At 44.6% G+C, this 12,339-nt stretch carries 11 protein-coding genes; 7 read left to right on the forward strand and 4 right to left on the reverse strand.

All coding sequences use genetic code 11. The features are described 5' to 3' along the window. Positions 1 to 78 precede the first annotated feature (78 nt). Positions 79 to 2,106 (reverse strand): cache domain-containing protein, encoded by a 2,028-nt coding sequence (locus tag MSG38_RS05715; RefSeq protein ID WP_050621331.1) that lies wholly within the window; start codon positions 2,104 to 2,106, stop codon positions 79 to 81. Further along, on the reverse strand, positions 2,096 to 3,559 hold the full coding sequence (locus MSG38_RS05720) for a sigma-54 dependent transcriptional regulator (protein WP_029235872.1): 1,464 nt from the start codon (positions 3,557 to 3,559) through the stop codon (positions 2,096 to 2,098). Before MSG38_RS05720 ends, MSG38_RS05715 begins: the two co-directional genes overlap by 11 nt. A gap of 302 nt (positions 3,560 to 3,861) precedes the next feature. Between MSG38_RS05720 and MSG38_RS05725 the strand changes: the two genes are divergently transcribed. The 6 genes from MSG38_RS05725 (at position 3,862) to MSG38_RS05750 (ending at position 9,346) form a co-directional block, all read left to right on the forward strand. After that, complete coding sequence (locus MSG38_RS05725; RefSeq protein ID WP_017059611.1) at positions 3,862 to 4,668, forward strand: substrate-binding domain-containing protein; 807 nt, start codon at positions 3,862 to 3,864, stop codon at positions 4,666 to 4,668. Positions 4,669 to 4,993: 325 nt separating this feature from the next. Further along, positions 4,994 to 5,692: an ABC transporter permease gene (locus MSG38_RS05730; RefSeq protein WP_017067174.1), complete on the forward strand. Its 699-nt coding sequence runs from the start codon at positions 4,994 to 4,996 to the stop codon at positions 5,690 to 5,692. Between the two features lie 10 nt (positions 5,693 to 5,702). After that, positions 5,703 to 6,422, forward strand: a complete 720-nt coding sequence (locus tag MSG38_RS05735; protein ID WP_048611022.1) for an energy-coupling factor ABC transporter ATP-binding protein — start codon at positions 5,703 to 5,705, stop codon at positions 6,420 to 6,422. Further along, complete coding sequence (mobA, locus tag MSG38_RS05740) at positions 6,400 to 6,984, forward strand: molybdenum cofactor guanylyltransferase MobA (RefSeq protein WP_052878427.1); 585 nt, start codon at positions 6,400 to 6,402, stop codon at positions 6,982 to 6,984. The genes MSG38_RS05735 and mobA overlap by 23 nt, the downstream gene beginning before the upstream one ends. Continuing rightward, complete coding sequence (locus MSG38_RS05745; protein ID WP_248401247.1) at positions 6,984 to 8,801, forward strand: bifunctional molybdopterin-guanine dinucleotide biosynthesis adaptor protein MobB/molybdopterin molybdotransferase MoeA; 1,818 nt, start codon at positions 6,984 to 6,986, stop codon at positions 8,799 to 8,801. The genes mobA and MSG38_RS05745 overlap by 1 nt, the downstream gene beginning before the upstream one ends. A 278-nt stretch (positions 8,802 to 9,079) precedes the next feature. Beyond that, positions 9,080 to 9,346 (forward strand): DUF2960 family protein, encoded by a 267-nt coding sequence (locus tag MSG38_RS05750; protein ID WP_017063882.1) that lies wholly within the window; start codon positions 9,080 to 9,082, stop codon positions 9,344 to 9,346. A gap of 172 nt (positions 9,347 to 9,518) precedes the next feature. On the opposite strand, the gene nagK is transcribed toward MSG38_RS05750, so the two are convergent. Next, complete coding sequence (gene nagK / locus MSG38_RS05755; RefSeq protein WP_017068179.1) at positions 9,519 to 10,427, reverse strand: N-acetylglucosamine kinase; 909 nt, start codon at positions 10,425 to 10,427, stop codon at positions 9,519 to 9,521. A 163-nt stretch (positions 10,428 to 10,590) separates the two neighbouring features. Further along, positions 10,591 to 11,337 carry a tRNA-uridine aminocarboxypropyltransferase gene (locus MSG38_RS05760; protein WP_084703188.1) on the reverse strand — a complete coding sequence of 249 codons (747 nt, stop codon included), beginning with the start codon at positions 11,335 to 11,337 and terminating at the stop codon, positions 10,591 to 10,593. Positions 11,338 to 11,405: 68 nt separating this feature from the next. Here MSG38_RS05760 and MSG38_RS05765 point away from each other — a divergent pair, with 68 nt between their 5' ends. Further along, positions 11,406 to 12,209 carry a sterol desaturase family protein gene (locus tag MSG38_RS05765; RefSeq protein WP_248401248.1) on the forward strand — a complete coding sequence of 268 codons (804 nt, stop codon included), beginning with the start codon at positions 11,406 to 11,408 and terminating at the stop codon, positions 12,207 to 12,209. The last annotated feature ends 130 nt before the right edge of the window (positions 12,210 to 12,339 follow it).

Raw genomic sequence — 12,339 nt, forward strand, 5'->3', positions numbered from 1 at the left:
GCTAAAACGTTCGTGCAATAGCCCAGGCGCGTTAGAAATATTATCAGATGATGATATCAGTGAATTGGTTCTTAGAACTTATAGGTTTGATACTAGCAATTGAGGCGTCGCTTTCTGTTGAAGATAGATACTAAAGCAACTTCCCTTACCTACCTCCGATTCAACTCGGATCTCGCCGCCAGTTTGGCTCAAGATACTCTGAGACACTGACAACCCTAAGCCTGTGCCATCACGTTTGGTGGTATAGAAAGGCGAGAAAATACGTTTCAGTTGTTCTTCCTTAATACCGCAGCCTTCATCTTGAACATGAACGATAGCGCCGTGAGACACGCCATTTTCAACCCAGTCTTCACTCGAAATGGTTAACGTGCCCTGACCGTCCATTGCATGAATCGCGTTCATTTGTAGGTTAACCAGAATCTGTAGCAATTGGTTTCGATTGACTTCGACTGAGGTTTTAGCGTTCAGCTGTGATACGTACACAATGCCTTTCTTCTTCGCACCTGTTTTTACGAGCGTAATACTTTCATCGACAATTGGATTGATATGTTGCCACGTAATTTCGTCTTGTACGCCACCGTGACGGCTGTATTGAAGCAGGCTTCGCGTGATATTTCGAATTCGGTCAATCTGCTCCATGATCGCGTGGACTTCCTCGTCTACACGGCTCACTTCATCGCCCAGTTCAAACTTCATCAGTTCAACGTTGCCAAGAATCACGGCGGTTGGGTTATTGATCTCATGAGCAATGCCTGCTGTTAATTCACCTAACGCGGCTAGCTTTTCATTGACCACCAGCTTATCTCTGGCTTGATTGAGAAGCTTGATATGCAGTTCGAGTTCTTCAGTTTTCTCTTTCAAACTCGCGGTACGAGAATGCACTTTGCACTCTAGTTCAGACGCCGCTTGTTGAATCTCTTGATTGCGCTCGTGCAGTAGATCCAACATCTTGTCGAATTGTTTAGCGAGCAGTGTCAGTTCGTGTTGATCATCCAAACCTAGCGTACCAATGCGCTTGTCTTGCCCCATCTGTACTAGCTTGACGACCTTATGAATGCGTTCAATTGGGTTAAAAAGATCACGCGCACCACGGTGAACGATCAAGCCGGATGCCAACAGCAGCAACACAATGGTAATGCTGATTTCGCCAAGGTTGGTCAAGTAGGTTTCTATCAGCGGCCAAATCAAATAACCGGTGTAAAGCATACCAATCACATTGTTAAACTGGTCATGGATTGGTTGGTAAGCTGTGATATACCAAGCATCGTAAACATACGCTCGATCTAGCCACTCTTTACCTTCATTCAAGACTTTCGAGTGAACCTCGTGAGAAACACGTGTTCCAATCGCGCGCCCTACACTGTCTTCACTGCTCAAAGGCACGTTGGTGCTAACACGAAGATCATCAAGGAAAACCGTGACCGTACCAATATGACGATTAAACCCTTCTCGTTGTGGATAGATAAGGTTACTGATTTGGTCAACAAGTTGAGTGCTGTTATTCAGTAAGATCCCACCATCTAGAAAACCAATTACATGATCATGTTCATCTTTGATGGATACAACGGTTCGGCTTACCAATCCTCGAGTCTCGACTTCTTGTCCGTTGAGCATCGGAACTTCTGCTTTTTTAGCGAGGTCACGATCGAGATAATTGAGTTCATTACGGCTTAAGACACTGAAAAATGAAGACTTGTGAGTTAAGTTTAGATATTCGAGTTTCTTTTCCATGCTCTCGACACTGCGCCAACGCAGAAAATCGAGCTCATAGCGAGATTTGTTCTCAGACACCCAGCGAGTTAGCTCTTCGTGTGAAAGATCACTCGCGAGTTTGGTTCGAAAGTTATAAGACTCGGCAAACGCACGAACGTTGTATGCTTGCTGATTTTGGATCAGGTGAATACTGTTATCGGCAACATCCAAACGCTCATCGACATCAATCAGAGCGCCCTGCCACGTGTAATGTATTGACCAATACAGTGTGATAGCCACAAGCGCGCACAAGGTCAGAATGATCGGAGCAGATGTAAGGAATAATAAGCGGTAGCGAACCATGGTTTTGAATCGGAACGCCCACTTTGACCACCAACGACGTCTAATCGGCATATTCAGAGCCTTCTGTGTTCCAATCTTTGTATTTACGTTCTAGCGTTTTACGTGCGACGCCAAGATCTCTTGCAGCTGCCGATTTATTGCCATCATGAAAACTAACCAGCTGTTCTATATGAGATTTTTCCACTTCTTTGAGTGTCCAAGTGTTTGGATAACCCTCGGCAGCGTCTGCATTATTCAAGTTTGGCATTTCTGCACCATGTGACACCGTCACTGAAATGCTAGCGGGAACAGGGTCACCATTAATTTCGCGCCAATAGTGTGCTGGTGGCTTGTCTAAAAGAATGCATCGTTCGACTAAGTTTTTAAGCTCACGAATATTTCCCGGCCATTCGTATTCGTTCAACGCCAAGATATCTTCATGTGCCCAATTTGGAACTGGCATGCCAAGCTCGCTCGATAAAAGACGAGTAAAGTATGGAACAAGTTCAATCAAGTCTGATGGGCGCTCTCTCAATGGCACCACATCAATCTTAAGTACATTGAGTCGGTAGAACAGATCACGGCGGAAGTGCCCTTTATCGACCTCTTCTTGAAGATTTCGGTTGGTCGCCGCCACCACTCGTACGTCAACGGCAATTTCCTTCTCGCTACCGACTGGACGAATGGTTCTTTGCTCTAACACGCGTAACAATGCAGCTTGCATTGGCAGTGGCATTTCACCAATTTCATCAAGGAACAAGGTGCCACCACTTGCGACCCGGAAAAGACCTTCACGGTTTTTCTTCGCACCAGTAAATGCGCCTGATGTATGTCCAAACAGTTCACTTTCTAGAAGCTCTGGAGCAATCGCGCCACAGTTGATTGGCACAAATGGACCTGTGCGTTTACTGGCTTCGTGTACACCTCGCGCAACCAACTCTTTACCTGTACCCGACTCACCTTCTATCAAAACGGAAGCTCGAGACGGTGCAAATTGACTTATCAGCAATTTAAGCTGTTTGGTCTTGTCTGAATTGCCGATCAGTTCTGTCTTGATATGACGACTCACATCACGCTTCAACGCGTACTGCATCCTTTGGTCGAGTCGCTTATCCATACAACGTAGAACGGCTTGTATCATCTGTTCTAGGTTGAACGGCTTAAGAATAAAATCTGAAGCACCAAGCTTAAGCGCGGATATGGTCATCTCTAGATCGGCATAACCCGTCATAAAAATCACATCGGCGCGTTTGTCGTTGTCGTTAAACGCCTCTTCCCACTCAATGCCAGAACGGCCAGGTAGGTTGATATCAAGGACAATCAGATCAAAATGTTCGCTCGAACGCAGTGTTTCAGCCTCTTCAACCGACCCTGCGCTCGACACCTTGCCAAAGAACTTACCTAGTGCTTTCTTTAAGATAGCCTGCATACCCAATTCATCATCGACCACCAAAACGGAAAACGCCTGATACTGAGTCAATGTGTTCGGGTTGAGATTGGATGCAGATGAACTAGGTAAAGACATAATGATAGGCCGGTGAGGAAAGTTGGGACAGAGTGTACCAATTAACCTTTTCTCCAACAGGGACAATGTGCGACATTTTGTCCTAGCTCATGTTTTGATTCATTTTAAGGGGGTAAATGACGCAATTTTGTCCGAAATAACAGCAATTTAATGAAATCTGATGCATTATTTGTTGGCATTAAGATTGCTTATAAGGTGTAGATTTCTAATTACAACAATTAGCGTCTTATGCACATGCCCTCTTTGAGCCCTTTAATACTGAAGGCATGTCATTCATTTATAACAGAATGGACATAATAATAATGAAAGCAATTCCCCTAACTATTGCAGCTCTATCTATCGTCAGTTACACGGCTAGCAGCGCGGAAGACACCACTCATATTAAGTTGGCGACAACCACAAGTACTTATCACTCTGGTCTACTGGACTACTTATTGCCTGAGTTCGAAAAGGATTCTGGTATCAAGGTTGATGTTCTTGCCGCTGGTACAGGTAAATCACTTCGTATGGGTGAAAATGGTGACGTTGATTTGGTGATGACTCACGCACCAAAGGCTGAAGCGAATTTCGTAGAAAAAGGTTACGGCGTTTTACCTCGTAAGCTGATGTATAACGACTTTGTCATCGTTGGCCCACAAAGCGACCCTGCAAAAATTGAATCTCAAAAAGCAGTGGCAGATGTGTTCAAAGCGATCGCGACTAATAACGTGACATTTGTGTCTCGCGGTGACGACTCTGGTACTCATAAGAAAGAGATGGGTATTTGGGCGCAAACTAAAATCGAACCAAACTTTGGTGGCTACCGCAGTGTTGGTCAAGGCATGGGCCCTACTCTGAACATGGCGTCAGAGATGCAAGGCTACACCATGACAGACCGTGGTACTTGGTTGGCTTACCAAAATAAACTAGACCTAAAAATCCTTTTCCAAGGTGACAAGAACCTCTTCAACCCTTACCAAGTGATTCTGGTTAACCCTGAGCGCTACCCAAGCATTAACTACCAAGCAGCGAAAGTATTCAGTGATTGGTTGGTTAACCCTAAAGGTCAGAAACTGATTAACGACTTTAAACTGCATGGCAAACAACTGTTTGTTGCAAGCGCAGAATAGTTTGTTGTAAGTGAACAGTCGTTTTCTGTAAGTAAAAGTAGCGCTAAGGGTTCAACCCGAATCAATTAGCGCTACGCTTAACTAAACCGTTAACGAAGCACCTAAGCAATGTCGCTTTAAAAACTGTCTTGGTTAACAGCAGATCGCTATAAAGCTATCTCGCTTTAATAACGTTCACGCTTAACAACACATTCAAGCTTAGAAACACAATCATGCTTGCTTAAGAACAATAGCTGACCAATACACACTCAAATAGTTAGTGTCAGCTATGATTAACATCAGTCATTACCGATAAAACCTATTATCGATTTACACGAGATACTTCATGACCCTATGGCAAACAACGATTGATGCAATGAATCTACTTGTGAGTTTTGACCACGAATTGTGGAAAATCGTCGCGGTATCCTTCAGCGTATCTTTGTCCGCCATCTCATTGGTGATTGTTCCTGCAATCCTTATGGCTTTCTTATTGGCTTACACCGAGTTTCCCGGGAAATGGGCTCTGCTTTCAGTGATCAACACCCTGCAAGCGATCCCTACTGTGGTTATCGGTTTGTTGATGTACATGATGCTTTCTCGCTCTGGCCCGTTAGGTGATTGGCAATTACTGTTCACCCAAAAGGCGATGATTCTAGGTCAGATGGTGATCTGTTTCCCTATCCTAGTTGCGATGATGCACGGAGCTCTGCAGGCCAGTGACCGCCGAGCGGTAGAAACAGCGCGCACACTTGGCGTATCAACAACACGCGTGGCGTGTACCTTGATTTGGGAAACACGTTTTCCTCTGTTGGCTGCAACCATTGCTGCCTTCTCTCGTATCGTGACAGAGGTAGGTTGTTCAATGATGGTTGGTGGCAACATTATGGGGATGACAAGAAACATCCCAACAGCTATCGCCATGGAAAGCCACAAAGGCGCATTTGCTCAAGGTGTCGCCCTCGGTATGGTGTTATTAGCATTGGCATTAGCCCTTAACTTTTTCCTTTCCAGTGTGAGAGGAAAAGGCTATTTAAGAACTTAGGAACGCTGTCATGAGTATAAAAATAACAACGCAGCAAATTTCAATGCGCTACAAAGAGCGTGTTTTGTTCCACATTCCCGAATTGTCGATCGGCCCCAACGATGCCATTTATCTCAAAGGAGACAATGGTGTTGGTAAAACGACCCTACTTAAAATCTTGTCTGGATTAATTCAGCCGAGCTCTGGCCGTATTCAGTCTCCAACACAGAGCTGGCAGCAAAAATTATTCCCTCGACTCAAGTTCAAAGACATCATCTACCTGCATCAAACCCCTTACCTTTTTGATGGCTCGGTGTACCAAAATGTCGCTTATGGCATTCGCTTTAACAAAGAGAGCCAAAAAGATAAGCGAGCTCAAATAATTAATGCATTGAGAATGGTAGGTTTAGAAACCTTGGCAGATGAGCACATTTCTGTGTTATCCGGCGGTGAGCGTCAACGCGTAGCAATGGCTCGAGCTTGGATTCTTAAGCCTTCAATCTTGCTTATGGATGAACCAAGTGCTTCTTTAGACAAAGAATCTATTGAAAGATTGGTGATTATGGCCGAAGATCTTCTTCAGAGAGGCGCGAGTTTAGTCATCACCAGTCACCAAACTAACGCGTTAACCGATTTATGTAAGAAGCAGTGGTGGATCAAAGACAATACTTTGACCGAATCCCCGCTTCTGCAAGTTATTCAGAAAGATAAAGCACAAGAGAATATTTATGCTGCTTCCAACGCAAACTAGTTGGGTTATTTTGGCTGGCGGACAGGCCAGTCGTATGGGCGGAAAAGATAAAGGACTCGTTGAGCTCAACGGTTCTCCGCTTATTCAATACGTTATAAACAAGCTGGCACAGCAAGATGTCAGCATCACTATCAATGCCAATCGTAACTTAGACAGTTACCAAGCATTTGCTCCGGTTGTTTCCGATTCTTTCCCTGACTACCCAGGTCCATTGGGCGGCATTCATGCTGGCCTTAAAAACGCGAGCACCGACTGGGTTGGTTTTGTCCCTTGCGACAGTCCGCAAATCAGTGACGACCTTGTTGAGCGTTTTTGTTCTGCAGTTAAAGAAGACAGCGACATTCTTGTCGCGCATGATGGCGAATTTAAGCAACCTGTATTCACCCTATTCCACAAACGTGTTCTGCCAAAGTTAGAAGCGTTTTTGGAACGTGGTGATCGTAAAATCATCTTGCTATACAAAGAGTGTGTTACCGAATACGTTGATTTCAGCGATTCTCCTAACTGCTTTGTTAATCTCAACACGCCAGAAGAACTCACCCAATTCGGAACGCTTCAATAATGAAAGATTCTAAACAACACCCTAACCTTCCTTTATTGGGCTTTGCTGCTTATAGCGGTACAGGCAAAACGACCGTACTTGAAGCCCTACTTCCTCTGTTGACTGACGCGGGTTTAAAAGTTGGCGTGTTAAAACATGCTCACCACGATTTTGATGTCGATAAGCCGGGTAAAGACAGTTACCGCCTGCGTAAAGCGGGCGCAAACCAAATGTTGATTGCTTCTCGTAATCGTCACGTGATGATGACAGAAACACCAGAAGCCGAAGCAGATTTTGATTACCTGCTGACTCGTTTTGATACCAACACGCTTGATCTGATTTTGGTTGAAGGTTGTAAGAACATCGCTTTCCCTAAAATTGAACTGCACCGAGATGAAGTGGGCAAACCTTGGTTGTATCCAAACGATAACAACATTATTGCTATCGCGGCAGACAGCCAAGTTGAATCAGATCTGCCACAAATGGCGATCAGCGACTTAGAAGCGATTCGTGATTTCATCATCGATTACGCACAGTCCTTTGACCTTTCCTCAACAGCAGGCAAAGCCGTGTCATGCTCATCTTCAAAAGACACAGCGCCCGCAGTATGTTGTGATTCGTTCTCTCCTGCAGGTTTAACCGTTACTCAAGGTCAGCAAAAGATTGTTGATAGCATTGACGCGCTTGATCTCACAGAGTGTGTTGAATTACTGCAAGGCTACGGCCGCGTGCTGGCTGAAGATGTGATTTCACCAATCAACGTTCCTCAGAATACCAACTCTGCAATGGACGGTTATGCGATTCGTAGTGAAGATCTAGAATTGGATAGTTACCAACTGGTTGCTGAAGTTATGGCAGGTCACAGCTACGAGCATACTGTTCAACAAGGTGAAGCCGTTAAGATCATGACCGGCGCACCAATGCCTGAAGGTGTTGATGTTGTCGTGATGCGCGAACAAGCCGTCCAAGATGGCGATAAAGTTAGCTTCCCAGACGCTAAAATCTCGGTTGGACAAAATGTCCGTATGGCAGGTGAAGATTTAGAAATCGGCCAACCTGTCTTTACTCGTGGCACACGCATCGAAGCACCAGAAATGGGCATGATGGCGTCACTGGGTTTTGGCGACTGCCCTGTTTTACGTAAAATTAAAGTCGGTGTGTTCTCTACGGGTGATGAAGTTCAAGCCCCGGGCAGTGAGCAGAAGCCGAACTCTATCTATGACTCGAACCGTTTTACTATTATCGGTATGCTTCAAAAACTAGGTTGCGACATCGTTGACTACGGCATTATCGAAGATGACGAACAAAAGATGATGGATGTACTTCATGCTGCGTCATTAGAGACCGACATGGTTCTGACTTCAGGTGGCGTGTCTGTTGGTGATGCTGACTACATCAAACTCGCGTTAGATAAGTTGGGTGAGATTAACTTCTGGCGTATCAACATGCGTCCAGGCCGCCCTCTTGCTTACGGCAAAATTGAAGATAAACCTTTCTTCGGTTTACCTGGCAACCCAGTAGCCGTGATGGTGTCGTTTATTAACTTTGTTGAGCCTGCGATCCGCAAGCTTCAAGGTCAAACGAACTGGACGCCAGTGAAAGCAAATGCTGTCGCGACGGAACAACTGCGCTCACGCCAAGGCCGTACTGAGTTCAGCCGTGGTGTGTTCTCGATGAATGAATCCGGCGTGCTTGAAGTGAAAACAACGGGCAAGCAAGGTTCAGGTATTCTGCGTTCAATGAGCGAAGCGAACTGCTTAATCGAGATCTCACCTGCGGTTGATACCGTGAAAGTTGGCGAGACAGTGACGATCATTCCTCTGCAAGGTCGCGTTTAACTCAAAACAAACACCTAAATTGACTTAGAAGCTTTTTAATTGATTTGGAAGATCTTCGCCAAAACACAAACGAAGCCCCTATATAGATTTTTTGATGTTAGGGGCTTTTTGTTCTTTTCGTTTCGTGAAAAACAATCTATTCGTTTCCTAAAAGACAAATAGCTTAAATTACGCTAAACGTTTAGAACGATAATCTTAAGATTTCTTACCATTACCTTGAGCCACGTACGGTTTTTATGTAGAGTGCGCGCAAAGTAATAATTCTATTGGAGAGCACCATGGCTCGTACCATTCTGTACACTTACAAAGACGAAGACAAAGAGTTACTGTTTTCAAAACAAGAACACCGCACGATCCAAGAAGCTGTTGCTGCAGCTGAAGGCATCGACATCTCTGAGTATCTAAAAACTGAGCAACAGCTTGAGTTGATTTCTGATACTAAAGCGGTTCGCAACTACCAAGACAACTACTTCCGCAAGCTTGGCTTTACTAAGCTTACGTTGAAGCAAAAAGACAATCTTGGTGTTGGTAAAAAGAAGAAGTAAGCCCTCTTGGCTCTTTTCTTAATATGCCGTTTCTAGCTTTTCGTTTGTAGCTAACAGCTAAAGAAACGAAAACACCGAACAATAAAAAATGCCGCAACCTCTTTCGAGATTGCGGCATTTTTATTTGTACTTTTTAACTATCTAACCTTAGCTAGCTTAACTTAAGTCACGATTACTTAATGTTAAGGAATGCAGCACCACGAACGCCGCCTGAATCACCGTGCTTCGCTTTGATGATCTTTGGACATTTCGCTACAGACAGTAGGTATTTAGGGATACGCTTTGGCATCTCTTCGTAGATAAGTTCGAAGTTTGAAAGACCGCCGCCCAATGCAACTACGTGAGGGTCAAGACCGGTAAACAGGTTCGCGAAACAGATAGCCAATAGCTCCATGAAACGATCAACGTGCTCAGCCGCTTTTGCTTCACCTTCGTTGTACGCTTGAATGATCTCAATCGCTTTCTTTTTCTCACCGAAGTAGTGTTCATAAATCAGCTCAAAGCCACGACCTGATAGGTAGCTGTCTAGACAACCTTTCTTGCCACAACCACAACCTAGTAGCGGTGCGTTATCGCCAAGGTGGAACCAAGCATCAATAGGAAGACGCATGTGGCCTAGCTCACCTGCAACGTGGTTACGACCAGAGAACACTTTACCTTCGTAAACTAAACCGCCACCAAACCCAGTACCTAGAATTAGGCCTGCTACTGATGGTTCGTCTTTAAGTTCGTCATCCCACGCTTCTGAAAGCGCAAAACAGTTCGCATCATTTTCAATTTTTACACTACGACCAATAAGCGCTTCTAGGTCTTTACGTAGTGGTTTCCCCGTTGAAGCTGGCACGTTAACAACCAGCATTGTGCCGTCGTCAGCATCTTCCATACCAGGAAGACCAAGACCAATTTTACCTTCGCAAGAAAATTCACTGTCGTACTTCTTCACCAAACCGGCAATCGTATCAAGTAGCAGTTGATAATCTTCAGTAGGCGTTGGTACGCGTTCTGTTGCTACTCGCTCAAGTTTTTCATTGAACGCACCAAATTCAATTTTTGTGCCGCCAACATCGAAGCCGTAATACATGAAATCTCTCCAATTTTTCCCTAAATTCGGGCAAATAAATTTTTCAAATTAAACATCTAGGAAGCATTATCCATAACACTCCCCCTACAAACCGTGATAGATAACAAACTTATCTCGTGTTCGAATCTGTTTGAACAACAAGTCAGCACAAAGCGGTTAAAGGTTAGAGTGACGTCTCATTTTTAGTGTGCTCTATGAAAGCGTTCAGGCTTGGTTTGGTTGGATCGGACTTATAACGCGTCTTACTTAGCATGTAGCTTTCGCGAAATGTCTCAAACCAAAGCTGTAAAGTCTGAGCGCCCTGCTCTTCACCAGCCTGTTTCAAAACCAAGCTCGCTACTTCTGCAGTCGAAAGATGTTGTTCGTTGTCTGACTTACGCATCATATATTGGGAAACCGATTCTGGTTCAATCGACAACACGGGTAAGTCTTGCAGATACTCTGAACGACGGAAGATACGTCGCGCTTCACGCCAACTGCCATCAATAAAGATCAGCAGCAACGTCTTGTTCGAATCTCGCATCTCACCAAGGTCAGTAACCACGCGCGATTTGTCATCGGTATAATCTTCAGGAAAGACCACGACTGGCTGATATTTATCGTCTTTCAGCACATCAAGCATCTCTTGATTCGGTTCAGTGCGGTGCCAAAGGTAGGCATAGCTGTCTTTAACGGTATCAAGGATTAAACGGCCGGTATTACTTGGCTTAAGTATTTCATTGTCCGATAAGATCAACATGGTCGCGACGTTCGTATTTACGTCTGGTTGATGTTCACAGATACAGCTGTCTTGTTTGATTTTACAGAACTCACATCGAACCACTTTACACCCGCGCGCGTTAAACGGCTTGGTAGAAAGAGACAAACGGTGTTGATATAAACGGTGAAAAGCGTGGATTCTCATGGACAATAACGATAAATCTAGAAAAGTGGCACGATTGTACTTACAGTGTCCCTAGAATGATAGAAGGAATTCCCATGCAAGACCCATCACTGCTTCGCCTTGTTTGTTTTATTGTCGTTTTTGGATTGTGTGCGCTTTGGGAATACCGTTTCCCACGTAAAACGCTCACTCAAAGCAAATGGTTTCGCTGGGGAAACAACTTTGCGCTGGTTGCTTTGAACAGCTTTCTATTGGCCACTCTAATTCCTATCGCAGCCTTCCAAGCGGCGGTTATCGCACAAGAAAACCAATGGGGTTTGTTCAATACCGTGTCACTTCCGAAAGAACTGACCGTTCTGATCTGTGTATTGCTCTTGGATTGTGCCATTTACCTACAGCACTTGGTGTTTCACCGTGTTCCTTGGTTGTGGAAGCTACATCGAGTTCACCATGCAGACCTCGATATTGATGTCACAACTGGAACGCGCTTTCACCCTATTGAGATGATTCTTTCAATGCTCATCAAGGTGAGTTTGGTGATCGCACTTGGTGTGCCTGTCATTGCTGTCGTGATCTTTGAAATTGTTCTTAATGCCAGCGCGATGTTTAACCATAGCAATGCACGTCTTCCGCTATGGTTCGATAAGCTATTAAGAAAAGTGATTGTGACACCAGACATGCACCGCGTTCATCACTCGGTCATTGTGAAAGAAACCCATTCAAACTTTGGTTTCTTTTTATCTGTGTGGGACATCTGGTTTAAGACTTACCGCGCCCAACCCAAGCTTGGCCATGATAAGGTGCTTATTGGTGTTCCCGAGATTCAAGATGGTAAAGAGCAACGGCTAGATTTAATGTTGCGTCAACCATTTGCACGATTCCCGACAACGAAAGATTAGGTTCGAATTCGGTTGAGTCTCAAGCTTATATTGAGACCAACCTTAGCTTAATCCGAAAACAAAACGCCCTTAGATTCTTGTGAGAATTTAAGGGCGTTTCTGTATCGATAGAATTATAAGAGCAGCTAGT

It is taken from the genome of Vibrio sp. 1CM24A, assembly GCF_023161725.1.
Lineage (GTDB): Bacteria > Pseudomonadota > Gammaproteobacteria > Enterobacterales > Vibrionaceae > Vibrio > Vibrio coralliirubri.

Coding starts and splice junctions, on each gene's coding strand:
- MSG38_RS05715 (WP_050621331.1), bottom strand. CDS start 2,106: ATGCCGATTAGACGTCGTTGGTGGTCAAAGTGGGCGTTCCGATTCAAA.
- MSG38_RS05720 (WP_029235872.1), bottom strand. CDS start 3,559: ATGTCTTTACCTAGTTCATCTGCATCCAATCTCAACCCGAACACATTG.
- MSG38_RS05725 (WP_017059611.1), top strand. CDS start 3,862: ATGAAAGCAATTCCCCTAACTATTGCAGCTCTATCTATCGTCAGTTAC.
- MSG38_RS05730 (WP_017067174.1), top strand. CDS start 4,994: ATGACCCTATGGCAAACAACGATTGATGCAATGAATCTACTTGTGAGT.
- MSG38_RS05735 (WP_048611022.1), top strand. CDS start 5,703: ATGAGTATAAAAATAACAACGCAGCAAATTTCAATGCGCTACAAAGAG.
- mobA (WP_052878427.1), top strand. CDS start 6,400: ATGCTGCTTCCAACGCAAACTAGTTGGGTTATTTTGGCTGGCGGACAG.
- MSG38_RS05745 (WP_248401247.1), top strand. CDS start 6,984: ATGAAAGATTCTAAACAACACCCTAACCTTCCTTTATTGGGCTTTGCT.
- MSG38_RS05750 (WP_017063882.1), top strand. CDS start 9,080: ATGGCTCGTACCATTCTGTACACTTACAAAGACGAAGACAAAGAGTTA.
- nagK (WP_017068179.1), bottom strand. CDS start 10,427: ATGTATTACGGCTTCGATGTTGGCGGCACAAAAATTGAATTTGGTGCG.
- MSG38_RS05765 (WP_248401248.1), top strand. CDS start 11,406: ATGCAAGACCCATCACTGCTTCGCCTTGTTTGTTTTATTGTCGTTTTT.